Here is a 20,494-nt window from a genome sequence, read left to right as displayed (position 1 = left end):
ATTAGAAAATACAAGCTCACATATCATCCCGACCTTCAACAAAACAAATACCAATCACAGCCTTATCCTGAAGCGACTCAGCTGCCCGATTCGACACTACGATGCGCGACATGCTTTCCAATGCGCGAAAAATTGAATGAGTTGGTTCGATATCCTGCAGAACGATCCTACTGAATCTTTTAGGCCCGTCAGGCAATGATTTTATTAAGGGTTTATAAATGCACCTTTCCATATCAAAAGCGCTTTCTGATGCTAAATAGTTCACTGCGTAATAATCATTATACACATCACCATTGATCACAATACATGCAGGTACAAACTGAATCTCACCTTCAAGCCCCATACCAAGAAAAATATTGAAAAGCCTAGACGTTATAATGTCAGGCCCATCACTAAAAAGATAGTCATACTTCCTAAACGCACTCAAGCCGACCTTTTGCTTGAGTGAAAGCTGAACTGGCAAATCAGAACCCGAAATCAGTTTACACTCTTGAAAGCTCAAGTGATCTATGTTGGTCCCATGATCATAGGAAAGCCAATATTTTTCAGGATAATTATCCACAGGCTCAATCAGTTTCATTAACATGCCACCCCTCTAATTGAGTTTTTATTGAGTTTTATTTTGCCCTTGCGCAAGCCTTGACGATTTTCGCTAATAATATCTTCAACAGCTGCCTTATATTGGGCTTGTGTCCATTTTTCCTGACGCCCAATTTTCTCTACCTCATTCAAACTTGCTTTGACATCTCGACTATACCCCGGGTGAGATCCTCTGTGGACTGTTCGCGTAGGATGGAGCTCTTCATGCGTCGGGAGATAAATTATATTATTCAGCGCGTGTATATTCATGCCTGACGCTTTTAAAACAGGATGATCCACTAGCTGCTGTGGGATAATATGGTGTTTTTGGAACCCTTCGATGCCCGGCATGGTGTTATACGTTGCCAGCCCCATTGGGTCGAGCCAGAGAATAGGGCTAGGGGCATATAAATAAAGATTAAATCCTCCTTCAAGCCCAATTGGATCTTGCGTAACGAACCTCCCGCACTCCGGATCATAGTGCCTGAAAGTATTGTAGTGCAGACCTGATTCATCATCAAAGTACTGGCCTTGGAAGCGTATATTTTGCTCAATCTCATCGACTGCAAGATGTTCCAGTGCCCCCCATGACCGATAAGTCGCCTGCCAAACGATCTTGCCGTCGCTGTCCGTCAACTCCAACGGTGTACCAATCTGGTCAGTATGGAAGTAATAGACCTTCTGCCCTTCCCCTTCAACCTGATCAACCCGCGCCAACGGCGCATAGCTACCCGGCTCGTACAGGTACAAGATGCTCTGCCCAGGCGTTTCCTCCCGCAGCATCCTTAGCCCTTGCCAGAGAAAGCGCTTCTGCTCGACCTCGCCATTGATTTCAGCCTGCTTGGCTATTCGCCTCCCCAAGCTGTCGTAACGATACTCGCCTTGGCTTTCCAGCTTGCCATTGACCAACGTCTCCGCCCGCACCAGCCGGTTCTCACAGTCATAGCTGAAGTGCTGCAGCTTGCTGTGCCCCGAGCGTTTCTCGACCAGATTGCCCCACGGGTCGTAGCGGTACTCCTGATCCCGCCACTGTTTGATCCGGTTGTCCTTGACCTTGTCGAACTGCCGCGCATTGAAGTCCAGGCGGTTGGCTGCCGGGTCGTAGCGGAATTCCTCGCTGCCGATCAAGGAGCCAGTATCACGACTGCGCAACTGGCCGTTGGCTTCGTATTCGTACTTGATCTCACCGCGTAGCTTGTCGAGGGTACGCACCAGTTCACCGGCCGGGTCGTACTGGTAACGGCGGTGGATCGGGTTGTAGGCGTGCTCGACCAGCAACGAGGTATTGATGCCGGTGTTGTGCACCTGCGAGAGCTTGTCGGCCGGCAAGGTCGAGGCAAACTGCCAGGCCTTGCGCCCCATGGCGTCATAACCGAAGCAACTGGTGAGCTTGCCCTGGGTCCGGTACACCTCGCGGTGCAGGTCATCGCGCTCCATGTCGCTGATCACCTGACCATCCAGGTTCAGCTGGTGCAGGTGGCCACTGCCGTAATACAGGTGATTGACCTTACGCCCATCCGGCAGGGTCAGCGTGGTCAGGTTGCTGAGCGGGTCGTACTCGTAGCCAAGCGTGCCGTCAGGGGTGATTTCTTTGGTCAGACGGCCGAGCAGATCGTAGGTGTACTCAAGCTTTTCTTCTGTGATCCCAAGCTGCTTGCCGATCCCGGTCGGTTGCCGCTCGATGCTCAGCAACCGGTCACCGTCGTCATAGGTGAATCGCTGTTGTGCGTCGCTATTCAGTTTGGCGACCAAACGGCCAATGGCATCACGCTCGAACAGCGTATGGCGCTCCGGCCGCTCGGCATTTTCGCCATAGCCAATCTCATCCAGTCGTGTGAGATGGCCACCGACGTTGTAGCTGAAACGCCGGGTCAGGTTATCCACCCGCACTTCTTCGCTCAGCCGGTCCGAAGCGTCGTAGCCAAAGCTGTACGTGGCGTTGTTCTCGTTGACCAGCGCGGTCAGGCGAATGGCCTTGTCGTACTCGTAGCGAACCCGCTGGCCCTTGGCATCCTGGCGGCTGCTCGGCAGGCCGCGGGCGGTGCGCATCAGGCGAGTGGTCTGGCCCTTGCCGTCGGTGTGGCTGAGCACCTGACCGTATACGTTGTAGGTGAAGCTTTCCGTGGTGCCGTCCGGGTGGCTGATGCGCAGCACTTCGCCGTCGGGCTTGCGCGCCAGCGTGGTGGTCTGGTTTAGCGCATCGGTCACCGCCACCAGGTGCTGGCGTTCGTCATAGCGGTAGTACGTACTCTTGCCCGAGCAGTCCTGGTAGCGCTCGACCTGGGCCAGGGTGTTCCACCACAGGTACTTGGACTTGTAGGTCGCATCGATGATGGTGTGCGGCAGGCCGTCATCGCTGTTCAGGTACTCGGTCATCTGGCCGAGGGCATCGAATTCGGCGAGCAGGTTGCCCTTGTCGTCGTAACGCGCTCGCCAAGTGCTGCCATCCGGGTAGCTAACCTGGGTCACCAGTGTGGTCAGGTGGTGATATTCGTAGGTGGTCTTGCGGCCCAGCGGATCGGTCTCTTCTAGCAAGCGGGAGAATTCGTCGTACTTGAATTGCAGGCGGTTACCGTCCGGCAAGGTCAGGCCAACCATATTGCCGTGTTCGTCCAGCTCGATGGCGTAACGCTCCCCGCCATAATCGCGGCTGGCGACCACGCGGTGGTCGGCGTTGTACTGCACTTCCAGCTCGCGGCCAAGTACGTCGGTGGCCCAGCTGGTGCGGCTATCGAGGTCGTAGCGGAAGTGGTAGTGCTCGCCGTCGCTGGTCCAGTGCTCGACCACACGTGGCTTGTCGCCCAGGGTTTGCCAACGGTAGTGGCAGCCCAGCCCCAGCGCGTTGCTGTGGGTCACCATCAGGCCGTCGGCGTAGCTGAAGCTGCGCACGGTGTCGCCGTTGCGGTTGATCACCGCGCTCAGCTGGCCGTGTTCGTCGTAGCGGTACTGGGTAAGCGTTTCCACCGCTTCGTTGTTCACCACGCGCTTGATGTCGGTCAGGCGACCCAGCGGGTTGTCGTAGTGCAGGTGCACGCGGGTGCCGCCGGTGGCGCTGATGTCGGTCAGTGTGCCGTCGGGCGTGCGGGTGAAGTGCAGGAAGTGGCCGAGGACGTTCTCGATACGCTGCAGCGGCACTTCGGTGTTGGTGTCTGGCACTTCGCCGAAGTAGAAGAACAGGTTATCGAGGGTCTGCAGGATGTAGTGGCCGCCCTCGGTGCACACCAGGTACACCTGCTCGTGCGGGTTGTAGATGCGCTGCCCCGGTTGCAGGGTCACGAACGGGACTTCGCGGCCCTGGTTGTCGGTGAGGTAGATGAATGCCCCCTGGCGGCGCAGGCTCTGCTCCCAGGGCAGCACCCAGCCGCGGCCGAGTACGCTGTCGACCGTCAGGTCGCTGGCGTAGAAGCGCGACCACTCGATCGGCATCAGGCCCGGCAGGCTGAAGTCGATTTCATCGGGGATCAGCTTGCGGCCCGTCGTGAGGTCGACGGGGTTGCCGACCAGGCCGCCGATAGCCTTGCGGGCCACGGGTTCGACCACGTAACGGCTGGCCACCTCACCGGCGACGAAGCCGGCCGTGAACTTCAGCGCGCAAGGCATGACGGCTTTCATGCCGGCCTGGGTACCCGCCTTGATCAGCTGGGCGATACCGCCTGCGGCACCGGCGATGGCCATCAGCACATCCACGGTGGTGCGCAGCCACTCCGGGACTTCATCGTCCACGGGCAGGTAACGGTAGGTGCCGCCGCCGATGATGACGTTGTCCGAACCACCGGAAATGGTGGCGCCGCAGGTCAGCTTGTCGCCCTTGCGCGCGGCGGCGACGCTGTTGATGAAGACGTTGGTCGAGCCTTCGGCAATCTGCACCGGCCCTGGGTGCTTGTCGCAGGCACCGATGCTTTTTTCGACGCGGGCGGCCTTGCGGCTGTTGATGAACACGTTGGGTGAGGCAGTGGTTATCGTCCCTGAGGGGGACGAGAACATACTGCCTATCGCCTCTCCGGCGGCAGTCAGCAAGCTGCCCCCGATGCCGGCTGCGAGGCCGGCCAGCAAGGCCACGCCGAACCCGCAGGTGAACGTGGCGATGGCCACCGTGGCCACCAGCGCAATCCCCAGGGCGGCCCCGATCAGGAAGCCCCCCAGCGCGCTGGTGTGCGATATCTCGTCGCCGAACCTGGCCGCTTCGAACATGAGGGGTTACTCCTGTTCGCCAGATACGGGACAACGTGCGACCCGGTCGAGTCGATCCATGATCATGGGCATCTCCCTGAAATGCACGGTGAGCGTTTCAATCCAATTGCCGTGTAATCTTCCGTGAAAGGTGTCAAGTAAATAGACCCGTGCGCCGCTCTGTCAACGATGCGAAAGCCAAGTATGGTAAGGGTTATGCGCGGTTTAGCGTGGTGTCATAGAGCCACGTCCCGGGAGTTTTCTGGGTTGTAGAGAGGGGAGGGGCTTTGCGCACGAAGTCTGTATTTTTTTGAGTTTCAGAGGCGCCTGTCAGAAAAGTCGTAGTTGTTGGAGGAGTTGCACTCAGCTCAGTAATGCATCATTCCTTATCAGCGTTTCGATGAAGGGGACCGAAGCCTGGAGCAGTTCACACTACCCCGGCAGCCTCATCGGCTTTCTCGTCCCCTTCGCGTATCACCTCACAAGATTAGAGAAATTGCTCGGCATAGTGACAAGCCACCTGCCGCGTACTCACCTGCCTCAGCGCCGGCACCTCCTTGGCACACCGCTCGGTCGCATACGGGCAGCGTTTGTGGAACGCACACCCATCCGGCGGGTTCAGCGGGTTGGGCAGCTCCCCGACGATGCGAATCTTCGGCTTCAACGGGTCTGGATGAATCGCCGGTGTCGCCGACAGCAGCGCCTGGGTATAGGGATGCAGCGGCTTGTTGTAGATGTCCTCCTTCGGCCCCATTTCCGCCGGCCGCCCCAGGTACATCACCAGTACCTGATCCGCCACATGCCGCACCACCGCCAGGTTGTGCGAGATGAACACGTAGGCAGTGTTGAACTCCTTCTGCAGATCCATGAACAGGTTCAGCACCTGCGCCTGAATCGACACGTCCAGCGCGGAGGTCGGTTCGTCGGCCACCAGCACCTTGGGTTGCAGCATCATCGCCCGGGCCAGGGCGATACGCTGGCGCTGGCCGCCAGAGAACATGTGAGGGTAGCGCTGGTAGTGCTCGGGGCGCAGGCCGACCTGCTCCATCATTTTCTGCACTTTGTCGCGGCGCTCGGCCTTGCTCAGCGAGGTGTTGATCAGCAGCGGTTCGGCCAGTTGGTCACCGATCTTCTGCCGTGGGTTGAGCGAGGCGTAGGGGCTCTGGAACACCATCTGCACATCGCGGCGCAGTTGTTTGCGCTCTGCCTTGCTGGCGCCCTTCACCTCAGTGCCGGCAATTTGCAGCGAGCCGGACGACGGCTCTTCGATCAGGGTCAGGGCGCGGGCCAGGGTCGACTTGCCGCAGCCCGACTCGCCGACCACGGCCAGGGTCTTGCCGGCCTCCAGTTCGAACGACACGCCATTGAGCGCGCGCACCAGCGCATGGCCCTTGAACAGCCCGCGGGAGACTTCGTAGTGCCGGGTCAGCTCCCGGGCAGATAGAACGACGGCCATCACGCCACCTCCTGGTTCAGCGGGTAGAAGCAACGCACCAGGCTGTGGGCCTGTGGGTCGAGGGGCGGGCGCTGGCGCCGGCAATTGTCCTGTACATAGGGGCAGCGTGGTGACAGCAGGCAGCCGACCGGGCGGTCGTAGCGGCCGGGGACGATGCCAGGCAGTGTGGCCAGGCGCTCGGCGCCAATGCTGTGCTCGGGGATCGCGGCGAGCAGGGCTTCGCTGTAAGGGTGGGCGGGCACATCGAACAGTTCTGGCACCTGGCCCACTTCCACGGCTTGGCCGGCGTACATCACGCACACCCGCCTGGCGGTTTCGGCGACCACGGCGAGGTCGTGGGTGATCAGGATGAGCGCCATGTTGCGCTCCTTCTGCAGGTTGACCAGCAGTTCCATGATCTGTGCCTGGATGGTCACGTCGAGGGCCGTGGTCGGTTCGTCGGCGATCAGCAGCTTGGGCTCGCCGGCAATGGCCATGGCGATCGCCACACGTTGGCTCATGCCGCCTGACAGCTGGTGCGGGTAAGCGTCCAGGCGGCTTTCGGCGGCCGGAATCTCGACCTTCTTCAAGAGCTCCAGAGCACGCTGGCGTGCAGCCTTACCTTTCAGGCCCAAGTGCTGGCGCAGCACTTCCTCTATCTGGAAGCCCACGGTGTAGCTGGGGTTGAGCGCGGTCATCGGGTCCTGGAAGACCATGGCGATGTCTTTGCCCACCACCTTGCGCCGCTGACGGCCGCTGAGCTTGAGCATGTCGGTGCCGTCGAAGGTGAGGGCGTCGGCGGTGATGCGCCCGGGCGCATCGATCAGGCCCATCAGGGCCATCATGGTGACCGACTTGCCCGAGCCAGACTCGCCGACGATGGCCAGGATTTCGCCGGCATCCACCGCCAGGTCCAGGCCATCGACCACCGGTACCGCGTTGGCGTCGCCGAAGCGCACATTCAGGTTGTTGATCTGCAACAGTGACATGGCGTTCTCCTCAGGCGGCGTTCTTGAGTTTCGGGTCCAGCGCATCGCGCAGGCCGTCGCCCATCAGGTTGATTGCCAGCACACTGAGCAGGATGGTCAGGCCGGGTAGGCTTACCACCCACCAGGCGCGCTCGATGTAATCCCGGGCCGAAGCCAGCATGGTGCCCCACTCGGGGGTTGGCGGCTGTACGCCGAGGCCAAGGAAGCCCAGTGCGGCGGCGTCAAGGATGGCCGAGGAGAAGCTGAGCGTGGCCTGCACGATCAGCGGTGCCATGCAGTTGGGCAGCACGGTGACGAACATCAGCCGGGGCAAGCCGGCGCCGGCCAGGCGGGCGGCGGTGACGTAGTCGCGGTTCAGTTCGCCCATCACCGCGGCGCGGGTCAGGCGCACGTAGGACGGCAGGGAAACGATGGCGATGGCGATCACGGTGTTGATCAGGCCAGGGCCGAGGATGGCGACGATGGCCACGGCCAGCAACAGCGACGGCAGCGCCAGCATCACGTCCATCAGGCGCATGATCGACGGGCCGAGCAACTGCGGGAAAAAGCCGGCCAGCAGGCCAAGGAGAATGCCCGGGATCAGTGACATCACCACTGACGACAGGCCGATCAGCAGCGACAGCCGTGCACCTTGAATCAGCCGCGAAAGCAGATCACGGCCCAGTTCGTCGGTGCCCAGGATGAACTGCCAGGTGCCGCCTTCCAGCCACACCGGCGGGGTCAGCAGGAAGTCGCGGTACTGCTCGCTCGGGTCATGCGGGGCGACCCAAGGCGCGAACAGCGCGCAGAATACCACCAGGCACATGAAGGCCAGGCCCATGACCGCGCCTTTGTTGCGCGCGAAGGCTTGCCAGAATTCTTTGTACGGGGAGGGGTAGAGCAGGCTCTGGTCCACCGGGCTGGCCGGTGACACGGATTTTGTAATCGGGCTAGTCATGGCAAGGGCCTCAGCGCTGATGACGGATGCGTGGGTTGGCCAGGCCGTAGAGGATGTCCACGACGAAGTTGACCAGAATCACCAGGCAGGCGATCAACAGGATGCCGTTCTGGACCACGGGGTAGTCACGGGCACCGATGGCTTCGATCAGCCATTTGCCGATGCCCGGCCAGGAAAAGATGGTTTCGGTCAGCACCGCCCCGGCCAGCAGCGTGCCGACCTGCAGGCCGAACACGGTCAGTACCGGGATCAAGGCATTGCGCAGGCCATGCACGAACACCACACGGGCCGGCGACAGGCCTTTGGCGCGGGCGGTGCGGATGTAGTCTTCGCGCAGTACTTCGAGCATCGACGAGCGGGTCATGCGGGCGATCACCGCCAGCGGGATGGTGCCGAGCACGATGGCCGGCAGGATCAGGTGCATCACAGCGTCCTTGAACGCGCCTTCTTCATCGCTGAGCAGGGTGTCGATAAGCATGAAGCCGGTTTTCGGCTCGATGTCGTAGAGCAGGTCGATGCGCCCGGAAACCGGGGTCCAGCCCAGGCTCACGGAGAAGAACATGATCAGGATCAGGCCCCACCAGAAAATCGGCATCGAGTAGCCGGCCAGTGATATGCCCATGACCCCGTGGTCGAACAGCGAACCGCGCTTGAGTGCGGCGATTATACCGGCCAGCAGGCCGACGACGCCGGCGAACAGCAGGGCGGCGAAGGCCAGTTCCAGGGTGGCCGGGAACAGGGTGAGGAACTCGCGCCACACGCTTTCGCGGGTGCGCAGCGATTCGCCAAGGTCACCCTGGGCAAGTTTGCCGACGTAGTCCAGGTACTGGACCGGCAGTGGCTTGTTCAGGCCCAGGCGTTCCATGGCCTGGGCATGCATTTCGGGGTCGACCCTGCGCTCGCCCATCATCACTTCCACCGGGTCGCCGGGGATCAGGCGTATGAGCGCGAAGGTCAGCAAGGTGATGCCGAAAAAGGTCGGTATCAGCAGGCCAAGGCGCCGGGCAATAAAACTCAACATTGTCGGGGTTACCTCATCAGGCCGTGGGGCGATCAGCCCGGTACGGCAGTGCCGCCGGTCCCCGTGTGGGTGGCCGGCGGTCGTTGTTGTTCTACTTCACCTTGGTCGTGGCGAAGTTATTGTTGGTCAGAGGGCTGATCACGTAGCCCTCCACGTTGTCACGCATGGCCGTGAACACCTTGGGGTGGGCCATGCTGATCCAGGGTTGGTCGTCATCGTACACCTTCAATGCCTCGCTATAGAGCCTTGCGCGCTCGTCGTTGTCGATCACCTCGCGGGCACGGGTGATCAGTTCCTGGAATTTCGAGTTGCACCAGCGCGCGTAGTTCTCACCGTTTTTGGCTGCCTCGCAACTGAGCAGCGGGCCAAGGAAATTGTCCGGGTCGCCGTTGTCGCCTGCCCAGCCGGTGGACACCAGGTCGGCTTCGCCCTGCTTGGCGCGGCGCAGCATCTCGGCCCATTCCATCACGCGAATATCCAGCTTCAGGCCGATCTGCTTGAGGTCGGCTTGCAGCATTTCGGCGGACAGGCGCGGGTTAGGGTTGGTCATGCCGCCGCCGTTGCGGGTGAACAGGGTGATTACCGTGCCCTCGGGTACACCGGCCTGCCTGAGCAGGGCGCGGGCTTTATCGAGGTCGCGCGGTGGGTTCTGGTTGTGGGTGTTGTAGCCGATCATGGTGGGTGGGTAAGGGTTTACACCCACCAGTGCGTTGCCTTTGCCAAACAGTTGGTCGACATGGGTCTGGCGGTCGAAGGCCATGTTGATGGCTTTACGCACGCGCACGTCGTTGAGGTATTTGTGCTGGGTATTCATGGCGATGTAGCCGGTGACCAACGCTTCGGTCTCTGCGACCTTGAGCCTGGCGTCGGCCTTTATCGACGGCACGTCCTCGGGTTTGGGGTACAACGCCACCTGGCACTCGTTGGCGCGCAGTTTCTGCAGGCGCACGTTGCTATCGGTAGCGATGGCGAATATCAGGGCGTCGGCAGGCGGCTTGCCGCGAAAGTAATCCGGGTTAGGTTTGAAGCGGACCTGCGCATCCTTGTTGTAGCGCTGGAAGATGAACGGGCCGGTGCCGATCGGCTTGCTGTTCAGCGCTGCGGTCTTGCCGGCCTTGAGCAACTGGTCGCCGTATTCGGCGGAGTAGATCGAGGTGAACCCCATCGCCATGTCCCGCAGGAACGGCGCTTCCGGGCGGGTGAGTGTGATCACCACCGTGTGGTCGTCGGTTTTGTCCACCGACTTGAGCAGTTGCTTGAAGGCCATGCTTTCGAAGTACGGGTAGCCGACGCTGGTCTTGTCGTGCCATGGATGGGCGGGGTCGAGCTGGCGGCGCAGGCTCCACAGCACATCGTCGGCGTTGAATTCACGGGTTGGGGTGAAGTACTCGGTGCTGTGGAACTTCACCCCCTGGCGCAGGTGAAACGTGTAGGTCAGGCCGTCGGCTGAAATGTCCCAACGCTCGGCCAGGGCCGGCTGGATATCGGTGGTGCCGGGCTTGAAGTCGACCAGGCGGTTGAACAGGGTTTCGGACGCGGCATCGAAAGTGACCCCAGTGGTGTACTGAACCACGTCGAACCCTTCCGGGCTGGCTTCGGTACACACCACCAGCGGCTTGGCGGCCAGATGCGTGGCGCTGCCCAGTATCAGCGCTGCCAGGGTAAGGCGCAGCACTGGCGTTTTCCTGAAAGCTATCTGCATAGGTTGAAGTCTCCCTGCGTGCATTGATTCCAGCGTAGCTGCCACGGCCCGCAGCGAAACAGGCCGTGGCGCCCGCGCTCAGAGAATGTTGAACGGAATGGTGGTGACCACGCGGAACTCATCCAGGCTGCCATCGCCCTGGGCCTTGCTGGCGCGATGGGTGGTGTAGGTGGCGCGTATGCTGGTGTCTTTCAGCGGCCCGCTCTGCAGCGCGTAGCTGGTGCCGATACCCCACTCATAGTGGGTTTCGCCATCCAGGCCATTCACGTCGTAGGCAGTGCCGCGGTAGTGAGTGCCGTCGATACCCCAGCCGCGGGCGTTGTACAGGTTGAACTTCAGGCCAGGCACGCCATAGGGCGCCATGTTCAGCACATAGGAAATCTGCAGCGATTTCTCGTTGGGGCCGTTGAAGTCCGACAGCAGCGAGTTGGCCAGGAAGATGCCGTTGGTTTCGTGCAGGTAGTCGAAGTACTCATTGCCGTTGACCTGCTGCCAGGAGGCGCTGAGGGTGTGGGCCTGATGGGTCAGGCCCAGTGACAGGCTGTAGGTGTCGTTGTCGATCTTGCCCATTTTCTGGCTGCCGGCGTCGACGGTCTTGTAGTAGTTCAGGCCGGTGCTCAGGCTGAGCACTGCGCTGTCGCCGAGCACATGGTTGGCGCCGAAGTAGTACTGGTTCCAGAAGTCGTCGACCTTGGTGGCGTACAGGCTGGTACTCAGGCTCTTGAACGGCTGGTAGTTGATGCCGGCGGTGCTGGCACGGTCGGTTTCCACGCCGGTGGCGCTGTACTCGCTGCGGAACTTGCTGAGGCTCTGTTCGGTACGTGGCGAGACGCGGTCGAAGGTGCCCAGGTCGAGGCTGAGGTTGTCGAATTCAGCGCTGTGCAGGAACGCGCCCTGGAAGCTCGAGGGCAGGGCGCGGTTGCCGATGTAGGCGATCATCGGCGTGTCCACCGACTGGCGGCCAAGGGTAAGGGTGGTGTTGGACACGCGCGCCTTGATATTGCCCAGGCCCAGTTTGCTCCACTGGCCGACGGGGTCGCCATCGCTGTGGGTGAGGGTGCGGTTGTTGGGGCCGGCAATGGCTTCGCGGCTCTGCTGCAGGGCGATGGCGTTGTAGCCGGCAGCCTCGACGGCGAAGCCCACGGTGCCCTGGGTGAAGCCGGAGCTGTAATTGAGGATGGTGCCCTGGACCCAGTTTTCACGGCTGTGGGTGTCGTGGCGGGTGCCGTCGTTCTTGTAGTACTTCCACAGCGGCGCGCGTGCGGCACGTTCGCGGGCATACCAGTTGCGGGTGCTGCCGGACAGGCTTTGGCCGTCGATGAAGCCGCTGGCTTGCGCTTGCTCGCTGCTGCTTTTGAGGGTGAGCGGGAGGTAGTCCTGGCTCTGCGGATCTGCCTGGGCCACCGTGGAAAAGGCACCGATGGATAACGCCAGTGCGGTCAAGGTGAATACTTTCAAGGTTAAAGCTCCCTTTCTTTTCTAGTTATGGCCGGCCTTGTGGGCCGGGTGATTGCTGCGGTGTTGCCAGGGGTGCCGCGGGATCGCCGGGCAGAATCGGGGCGTTGTGTTGGCCGTTCTGGCCTCGTCGCGGGCAAGCTCGCTCCCACAGGTAGGGCGCAGTGTCCGAACCTGTCGAGATCCTGTGGGAGCGGGCTTGCCCGCGAAGAGGCCGGTACTGGCTAACGCTTAATCAACACTCACACCGGAAAAATCATTGCGCCCAAACGGGCTGACCTTGAACTGGGAAACCTTGACGCTAAGCGGCTGGCTCACGGTGGAATGCGCCACCGGCGTAATCGGTACCTGCTGCTTTAGCCGCTGCTGGGCCTGCTGGTACAGGGCGGTGCGTTGCGTACGGTCGGTCACTTGCTTGGCCTGCTTGACCAGGCTGTCGTACTGCGGGTCGCACCACTGCGAGTAGTTGTTGCTGCCGATGGCATCGCAGCTGTAGAGGGTGCCCAGCCAGTTGTCCGGGTCGCCGTTGTCACCGGTCCAGCCGATCAGGGCGATGTCGTGCTCACCGTTTTTCATGCGCTTGAGGTATTCGCCCCATTCGTAGCTGACGATGCGCACCTTGAAACCGAGTTTGCTCCAGTCGGCCTGGAGCATTTCGGCCATCAGCTTGGCATTGGGGTTGTACGGGCGTTGCACCGGCATGGCCCACAGGGTGACCTCGGTGCCAGGTTTGACACCGGCCTGCTGGAGCAGCTGTCTGGCCTTTTCGGGCGCGTACGGGGCGTCCTTGATGCTGTCGTCATAGGACCACTGGGTTGGTGGCATGGCGTTGACCGCCCGTTGGCCGGCGTCCTGATACACCGCCTGGAGGATGGCTTTCTTGTTGACCGCCATGTCCATTGCCTGGCGCACTTCCAGGCGGTCGAATGGCGGGTGCTGGGTGTTGTAGGCGATGTAGCCGAGGTTGAAGCCTGGTTGCTGGAGCACCTGCAGCGTGCTGTCGGCCTTGAGCGCCGGCAGGTCGGCCGGGCGTGGGTGCAGGGTGACCTGGCATTCGTTGCGGCGCAGCTTCTGGATGCGCACCGAGGGGTCGGTATTGATCGAGAACACCAGGTTGTCGATCTTCACCTCGTTCGCTGCCCAATAGTCCTTGTTGCCCTTGTAGCGGATCTGCGAATCCTTCTGGTAGCGCTGGAACACGAACGGCCCGGTACCGATAGGCTGCTGATTGATGTCGCTGGGGCGTCCACTGGCCAGTAGCTGTTCGGCGTATTCAGCGGAGAGGATGGAGGCGAAACTCATGGCCAGGTTCTGGACGAACGCGGCATCGACGGTGTTCAGGGTGAACACCACGGTCAATGGGTCGGTCTTCTCGACGCGGGCGATGTTCTTGTCCAGGCCCATGCCGTTGAAATAGGGAAACTCGGTAGGGTAGGCCTGACGGAACCGATGCCCCTTGTCGAGCATGCGGTTGAAGGTGAACAGCACATCATCGGCGTTGAACGTGCGGCTCGGGCTGAAGGCCTTGTTGCTGTGGAACTTGACCCCTTCACGCAGGTGGAAGGTGTAGCGCAGGCCGTCGTCGGACACCTCCCAGTGCGTCGCCAGGGCCGGGTGCACGGCGGTGCCGCCACGTTCGAACTCGACCAGGCGGTTGTAGATGGGTTCGGCGGCGTCGTTGTCGGTGGCGCTGGTGTACTGGGCGGTGTCGAAGCCAGCTGGGCTGCCCTCGGAGCAGAACACCAGATTGTTGGCCAAAAGGGCCGGGGATTGGCTGATCAGGCCCAGGGCCAGCAGGGTCGAAAGGCGTTTGGCGTGGCGCATGGCAGTTCCTTTTTCATCTGTTTGCGCCGCCTCGGGGTGCGAATGGCGGCAACAGTTAGCCGACCCCGCAGCGGATAGCCGCAGGACGACATGAAAGGGTGGCAAGGAGGGAGGGGCACCCGCCGCTCAGCGGGTGCCACGGTCAGCCTATTTGTCCACGCTGACGCCGTAGAAGGCGTTCAGCGCGAATGGGCTGATCTTGAAGTCCTTCACCTTGGCGCTCATGGGCTGGTAGACGGTGGAGTGGGCGATCGGGGTGATCGGTACCTGCTCCTTGAGGATGTGCTGCGCCTTTTGGTACAGCTCGGTACGTTTGGCCTGGTCGGACGTGGCCTTGGCCTGCTTGATCAGGTCGTCGTAGGGCTTGTAGCACCACTTGGAGAAGTTGTTGCCATCGACGGCATCGCAACCGTAGAGGGTACCCAGCCAGTTGTCCGGGTCACCATTGTCACCGCTCCAGCCAATCAGCATGGCACCCTGTTCGCCGCCTTTGGAGCGTTTGATGTACTCGCCCCATTCATAACTGACGATCTTCGCCTTGATACCGATCTTGGCCCAGTCGGACTGGAGCATCTCGGCCATCAGTTTGGCATTGGGGTTGTACGGGCGTTGCACGGGCATGGCCCACAGGGTGATTTCGGTGCCTTCCTTGATGCCGGCTTCCTTGAGCAGTTGCTTGGCTTTCTCGGGGTCGAAGGCGGCGTCCTTGATGCTGTCGTCATAGGACCACTGCGTTGGCGGCATGGCGTTGACCGCCAGCTGGCCGGCGCCCTGATACACCGACTCGATGATCTTTTTCTTGTCCACGGCCATGTCCAGCGCCTGTCGGACTTTCAGCTGGGCCATGGGGTTGGCCTCGTTGCTGCCCTTGATCTTGTCCATCACGTTGTAGGCGATATAGCCGAGGTTGAAGCCGGCCTGCTGCGGCATTTGCAGGTTCTTGTCGGCTTTTAGCGGCTCGATGTCGGCCGGGCGTGGGAACAGGGTGACCTGGCACTCGTTCTTTTTAAGCTTCTGCATGCGCACCGAGGCGTCGGTGGTGATGGCAAAGATCAGGTTGTCGATCTTCACGTCCTCGGGCTTCCAGTAGTCCTTGTTGCCCTTGAAGCGGATCTGCGCGTCCTTCTGGTACTTGCTGAACACGAACGGGCCGGTGCCGATCGGCTTCTGGTTGATGTCGGCGGCCTTGCCATTCTTGAGCAACTGGTCGGCGTATTCGGCGGACTGGATCGAGGCAAAGCTCATGGCCAGGTTCTGGATGAACGCGGCGTCCACCTCGTTGAGGGTGAACTTAACCGTGTGCTCGTCAAGCTTCTCCACCTTGGCAATGTTCTTGTCCATGCCCATGTCGGTGAAGTATGGAAACTCGGTGGGGTACGCCTTGCGGAACGGGTTGTCCTTGTCGAGCATGCGGTTGAAGGTGAACAGCACGTCGTCGGCGTTGAACGGGCGACTGGGCTTGAAGTAGTCGGTGGTGTGGAACTTGACCCCTTCACGCAGGTGGAAGGTGTAGGTCTTGCCGTCGTCGGACACTTCCCATTTGGTCGCCAGGCCCGGGATGACCGCAGTGCCGCCGCGCTCGAACTGGGTCAGACGGTTGAACACGGTCTCTGCCGAGGCGTCGAAGTCGGTCCCGGTGGTGTACTGCCCCGGATCGAAGCCGGCTGGGCTGCCTTCGGAGCAGAACACCAGGTTGGATGCGGCAACGGCCGACGGTGCGCCGCTGAGCAAGCCTGCACCCAGCAGGAACGGAATGACTGCGTGTTTGAGCATGGTGGCCTCATTGTTGTCATTTTTTGGATGAGGTGGCCTCGTGAGCCGACCTGCGGATACTTATGCAGGGGGTGTTCCCAATGCAACAGGTACAAGGATAGTTGGCGTCAGAAAAGTGGTACGACCGTACATGGATGTCGCATCGGTATAACTTTTGGCGAAGTTAAACGTTTGCGTAGGCAAAATGATGGCGTTTTGCGCGATGTTTCTAGGCAAGGGTAAACGTAGGACGCACCTTGATGGTGCGTAAGAAAGGTCTGAAAATCGTGAAAATGGCGCGTTCACCTGTAGGAGCGGGTTTACCCGCGAACACGGGCGAAGCCCGTGCCATCCACCGCCGTGTCTTGCTCGCGGGCTCCCACAGATGATGCGTGGACGCCTTATGGCATCTGCACTTCGATCAGGCCATCGGCATTCATGCTCACTTCACTGGTGCCCGCCTCGATATCTGGCGCCGGTGCTGCTTCATCAGCCCCCATGGCCTTCATTGCCATCGGCGCGCTACGCAAGTACGGGCGCGGGTAGCCGCTGCTGTTGAGGTTCAGGCTCACCACTTTGTAGCCTTTGCCACCCAGCGCTTCAGTCGCCAGTTGCGCGCGTGCCTTGAAGGCATCGACCGCATCCTTGAGCAGAGCATCCTCGCTGGCCTTGCGCGTGGCCGGGGCGATGGAGAAGTCCATGCCAGCCATTTTCAGCTCTTGCAACAAATCGGCGGTAAGCTGGGACAAGGCCGGGAAGTTGGCGCTTTCAAGGCGCAGTTCGGCGCGTTCGCGCCAGCCGGTAATTTTCTGGCCCTTGCTGTCATACACCGGGTAGCTGTTGCGGCTGCCTTGGCTGATCTTCACGTCCTTGACCTGGCGTGACTGCTGCACGGCCTTGTTCATGGTTTCGGTAATCTGCTTGGCGAGCTTGCCCGGGTCGCTGTTCTGCGCTTCGCTGTACAGGGTCACGACCATCAGGTCGCGCGCCACTTCCTTGCTGACTTCGGCACGCAGCGATACCTGGTTGAAGCGCGGTTCATCGGCGGCCAGTGCCGGCAGGCTGGCGAGCAGGCCGCAAGACATGATCAGGGCAGCGCCGCGACGTGGGATTTGCATGTGGTACTCCTTGGCATTTAAAGGCGTGGGGGCTGGTCATCCATTCCACGCATGGCCCATAAGACCGGCAACAGTGTAGTGGGTTCAAAAGTGCCATCATGAACCTGTGACAAAGTGTGGCGCTTTGCCGCATCGCTGCAGCGAGGCGCCCGGCTTCGGTATACTCCAGCCGATTTTTCTGGAGCACTCATCAGGAGAGCTCATGCTCGCCGCCGTACAACCGTTGTCCGCTACCCGCCAGAACCTCTGGCGCCTGACCGTCATTCGGGTCCTGGTCCTGGCTGCCCAGGCCGGCTCGGTGGGCGTTGCCTACTGGACCGAACTGCTGCCGTTGCCCTGGCTGTCACTGGCCGGCACCTTGGCCTTGTCTTCGTTGCTGTGTGCCTTCACGGCCCTGCGCCTGCGGCTATCGCTGCCCGTCACCGAAATGGAGTACGCCCTGCAGCTGGCCTGTGACCTGCTGATCCACAGTGCCTTGCTGTATTACTCCGGCGGCTCGACCAACCCGTTCGTGTCGTATTACCTGGTGCCGCTGGCGATTGCCGCGGTGACCTTGCCGTGGCTGTATTCGCTGATCCTGTCGGGCATTGCGCTGACGGCCTACAGCTTGCTGCTGGTGCAGTTCTACCCGCTCGAAGGGCTGCCGATGGCGCGGGACAAGATGCAGGTCTACGGCATGTGGCTGAGCATTGCCCTGGCGGCGGCTGTGATCACCTTCTTTGCCGCGCGCATGGCCGAAGAGCTGCGCCGCCAGGAGCAGCTGCGTTCAGAGCGGCGTGAAGAAAGCCTGCGCGACGAGCAACTGCTGGCTGTGGCTACCCAGGCTGCCGGTGCCGCCCATGAACTGGGTACGCCGCTGGCGACCATGAGCGTGCTGATCAACGAAATGCGCCAGGACCACACCGACCCGCTGTTGCAGGAGGACCTGCAGATCCTCCAGGACCAGGTAAAGCTGTGCAAAGAGACCTTGCAACAGCTGGTGCGCGCAGCCGAAGCCAACCGACGCCTGGCCATCGTGGAGCAGGATGTGACTGCCTGGCTGGACGAGGCGCTCAACCGCTGGCACCTGATGCGCCCGGAAGCCAGCTACCGCTTCCAGCGCCTGCGCGACGGCAAGGTGCCGCGTCTGGCGCCGCCGCCAGACCTGACCCAGGCGTTACTGAATCTGTTGAACAATGCCGCCGATGCCTGCCCTGATGATCTGGAGGTTCGCCTGGACTGGGACGCCCAGGACATCGTCATCAGTATCCGCGACCATGGTCCTGGTGTACCGCCAGCCATTGCCGAAGCCATTGGCAAACCTTTTATTACCACCAAGGGCAAAGGCTTCGGCCTGGGCCTGTTCTTGAGCAAGGCCAGCGTGACCCGTGCGGGCGGCTCGGTGAAACTCTATAGTCATGAACAGGGTGGCACCCTGACCGAACTGCGCCTGCCCTATGGCAAGCGAGGAGATGAATGATGAGCGAAGAAAACCAGGTCGAAAGCGAAGAGCTGCCGCACCTGCTGCTGGTGGATGACGATGCCACCTTCACCCGGGTCATGGCCCGGGCCATGAGCCGTCGCGGTTTCCGTGTGAGCACTGCCAGTTCTGCCGAAGAAGGCTTGATTCTGGCCCAGCAGGACCTGCCGGACTACGCCACGCTGGACCTGAAGATGGATGGCGACTCCGGCCTGGTGCTGCTGCCCAAGCTGCTGGAACTGGACCCGGAAATGCGCGTGGTGATCCTGACCGGGTACTCGAGCATTGCCACCGCAGTGGAGGCGGTCAAGCGCGGTGCCTGCAACTACCTGTGCAAGCCGGCTGACGCTGATGATGTGTTGGCAGCACTGCTGTCGGAGCACACCGACCTGGATACCCTGGTGCCGGAAAACCCGATGTCGGTCGATCGCCTGCAGTGGGAACATATCCAGCGCGTGCTGAACGAGCATGAAGGTAATATCTCGGCCACCGCGCGGGCGTTGGGCATGCACCGACGGACGTTGCAGCGCAAGCTGCAGAAGCGGCCGGTTCGGCGCTGATTCTGTATTGATGATGTTGGCCTGTTCGCGGGGGAATCCGCTCCTGCAACTGTGAGCGCGGGCTTGCCCGCGAAGGGCTGCAAAGCAGCCCCCATCAAGGCGAGCACGATGAAGGTACTGTTGGTCATCCTTGCGCTGGTTGCAGGTAGTGCCAAGGCGGAGGACTGGCCCGACCCGCAGTGGCAGAACGACCCCGCCACCCTCGACTGGCAGGCCGTCGACGCTTACGCCTTTCCTGCACGCTCCCCCTCGGAGCGCAGCGGCATCCGCACGGACGCTCTGCTGATCATCCGCGACGGGCGTATCCTCCACGAGCGCTACACCGCGCCCACCCGTGCCGCCACCGCGCACCTGACCTGGTCGGTCAGCAAGAGCGTACTGGCCACGATAATGGGCGTGGCCCAGGGCGAAGGCCGCTTCCAGCTGCAAGACCCGGTCAGCCGCTTCTATCCACCCATGCGCGCCCACCCCGGCGTGCGCGTGGCCGACCTGCTGCACTGGGCCAGTGGCCTCGAGTGGCAGGAAGACTACGAATACGCGCCGCTGAAGTCCTCGGTGGTGGCCATGCTGTATACCCGTGGCCGCGCAGACATGGCTGCCTACGCGGCGGCGCAGAGTGCCGCCGCCAGCCCCGGTCAGCGATTCCTCTACTCCAGCGGCGACAGCAACCTGCTGGCCGCCGCGCTGCGCGGCATGCTCGATGCCGGGCAGTACCCCGACTACCCCTGGCACGCACTGTTCACCCCGTTGGGTATCGGCAGTGCGGTGTGGGAGCGTGACCGGGCAGGCACCTACGTAGGCTCTTCCTATCTCTACCTCAGTGCCCGTGATTTGGCCCGTATTGGCCTGCTGATGCAGCGCGACGGGCGCTGGCAGGGCCGACAATTGCTGCCCAAGGCCTGGGTCGCCTTCAACCGCACCCCGTTTGCCCAGGCCCAAGCGCTGCCTGGTGAGGCCGTCCCTGGTGGCCATTGGTGGCTCAACCAGTCGCTGGCTGGCGCCGAGCGGCCTTGGCCCAGTGCACCGGCAGACACCTTCGCCGCCCTTGGCCACTGGGGGCAGGCGTTATATGTGCTGCCTGAGCAAAAGCTGGTGATCGTGCGCTACGCCGATGACCGCGACGGCAGCTATCGACACGACGAATTGCTCAAGCGGGTGCTGGCGGTACTGGCCGGGGAGGGGGCATGAAGCGGTTAGTGCTGCTGGCGCTGGCAGGGCTCCTGTACTGGGCCTGGCAGGAACGCCAGGCGCTGGCGGACTTCCCCGGCATACTCTCGGCCTACTCGGCCAAGGAATACTGTTCCTGCCGCTTTGTCATGGGCTTCGACAAGGTGTATTGCCAAGGGTACGTGAAGCAGTGGCTGCCACTGAGCCTGCTGGAGGAAAACAGCCAGCAGCAGCGAGTCACCGCTGAAGGCCTGGGGCGACGCAGCCAGGCGGCCTGGCAAGGCGCGCGTGAGGGCTGCCGCTTGCTGCCATGAATGCAGGCGGGT

The 20,494-nt window shown here is 61.5% G+C and carries 15 protein-coding genes; 4 read left to right on the top strand and 11 right to left on the bottom strand.

Annotated elements, in window-relative coordinates:
- Positions 1–16 precede the first annotated feature (16 nt).
- The 11 genes from AA098_RS23055 to AA098_RS23005 all read right to left on the bottom strand — a co-directional run bounded on the left by AA098_RS23055 (position 17) and on the right by AA098_RS23005 (position 16,982).
- Positions 17–580 carry a hypothetical protein gene (locus tag AA098_RS23055; protein ID WP_003248461.1) on the bottom strand — a complete coding sequence of 188 codons (564 nt, stop codon included), beginning with the start codon at positions 578–580 and terminating at the stop codon, positions 17–19.
- On the bottom strand, positions 580–4,770 hold the full coding sequence (locus AA098_RS23050; protein WP_082916922.1) for an RHS repeat-associated core domain-containing protein: 4,191 nt from the start codon (positions 4,768–4,770) through the stop codon (positions 580–582). The genes AA098_RS23055 and AA098_RS23050 overlap by 1 nt, the downstream gene beginning before the upstream one ends.
- A 466-nt stretch (positions 4,771–5,236) precedes the next feature.
- The gene (locus AA098_RS23045; protein ID WP_003255261.1) at positions 5,237–6,205 is read right to left on the bottom strand and encodes a peptide ABC transporter ATP-binding protein; all 969 of its coding nucleotides are present in this window, start codon (positions 6,203–6,205) and stop codon (positions 5,237–5,239) included.
- Positions 6,205–7,173, bottom strand: coding sequence for an ABC transporter ATP-binding protein (locus AA098_RS23040; protein WP_003255260.1), 969 nt, complete (start codon positions 7,171–7,173; stop codon positions 6,205–6,207). The genes AA098_RS23045 and AA098_RS23040 overlap by 1 nt, the downstream gene beginning before the upstream one ends.
- Before the next feature lie 10 nt (positions 7,174–7,183).
- Complete coding sequence (locus AA098_RS23035; protein WP_003255259.1) at positions 7,184–8,110, bottom strand: ABC transporter permease subunit; 927 nt, start codon at positions 8,108–8,110, stop codon at positions 7,184–7,186.
- Positions 8,111–8,120: 10 nt separating this feature from the next.
- Positions 8,121–9,131 carry an ABC transporter permease subunit gene (locus AA098_RS23030; RefSeq protein ID WP_064615027.1) on the bottom strand — a complete coding sequence of 337 codons (1,011 nt, stop codon included), beginning with the start codon at positions 9,129–9,131 and terminating at the stop codon, positions 8,121–8,123.
- 91 nt (positions 9,132–9,222) lie between these two features.
- The gene (locus AA098_RS23025) at positions 9,223–10,833 is read right to left on the bottom strand and encodes an ABC transporter substrate-binding protein (RefSeq protein WP_033726404.1); all 1,611 of its coding nucleotides are present in this window, start codon (positions 10,831–10,833) and stop codon (positions 9,223–9,225) included.
- Positions 10,834–10,911: 78 nt separating this feature from the next.
- On the bottom strand, positions 10,912–12,291 hold the full coding sequence (locus AA098_RS23020; protein WP_003255254.1) for an OprD family porin: 1,380 nt from the start codon (positions 12,289–12,291) through the stop codon (positions 10,912–10,914).
- Between the two features lie 228 nt (positions 12,292–12,519).
- Positions 12,520–14,112, bottom strand: coding sequence for an ABC transporter substrate-binding protein (locus AA098_RS23015; RefSeq protein ID WP_054889102.1), 1,593 nt, complete (start codon positions 14,110–14,112; stop codon positions 12,520–12,522).
- A gap of 147 nt (positions 14,113–14,259) precedes the next feature.
- Positions 14,260–15,885, bottom strand: a complete 1,626-nt coding sequence (locus AA098_RS23010) for an ABC transporter substrate-binding protein (protein ID WP_019750529.1) — start codon at positions 15,883–15,885, stop codon at positions 14,260–14,262.
- Positions 15,886–16,265: 380 nt separating this feature from the next.
- Positions 16,266–16,982, bottom strand: coding sequence for an SIMPL domain-containing protein (locus AA098_RS23005; protein WP_003255248.1), 717 nt, complete (start codon positions 16,980–16,982; stop codon positions 16,266–16,268).
- 202 nt (positions 16,983–17,184) lie between these two features.
- Between AA098_RS23005 and AA098_RS23000 the strand changes: the two genes are divergently transcribed.
- From AA098_RS23000 to AA098_RS22985, 4 genes are all read left to right on the top strand, one after another.
- Complete coding sequence (locus AA098_RS23000) at positions 17,185–18,441, top strand: ATP-binding protein (RefSeq protein WP_003255246.1); 1,257 nt, start codon at positions 17,185–17,187, stop codon at positions 18,439–18,441.
- On the top strand, positions 18,441–19,001 hold the full coding sequence (locus AA098_RS22995; protein ID WP_003255244.1) for a response regulator transcription factor: 561 nt from the start codon (positions 18,441–18,443) through the stop codon (positions 18,999–19,001). The genes AA098_RS23000 and AA098_RS22995 overlap by 1 nt, the downstream gene beginning before the upstream one ends.
- A gap of 108 nt (positions 19,002–19,109) precedes the next feature.
- Positions 19,110–20,189 carry a serine hydrolase gene (locus AA098_RS22990; protein ID WP_064615026.1) on the top strand — a complete coding sequence of 360 codons (1,080 nt, stop codon included), beginning with the start codon at positions 19,110–19,112 and terminating at the stop codon, positions 20,187–20,189.
- Complete coding sequence (locus AA098_RS22985) at positions 20,186–20,482, top strand: hypothetical protein (protein ID WP_004574417.1); 297 nt, start codon at positions 20,186–20,188, stop codon at positions 20,480–20,482. Before AA098_RS22990 ends, AA098_RS22985 begins: the two co-directional genes overlap by 4 nt.
- The last annotated feature ends 12 nt before the right edge of the window (positions 20,483–20,494 follow it).

It is taken from the genome of Pseudomonas sp. JY-Q (assembly GCF_001655295.1).
Classification (GTDB): domain Bacteria; phylum Pseudomonadota; class Gammaproteobacteria; order Pseudomonadales; family Pseudomonadaceae; genus Aquipseudomonas; species Aquipseudomonas alloputida.
Note: the sequence above shows the minus strand (reverse complement) of the source record. Positions and strands in the feature narration are given on the sequence as shown.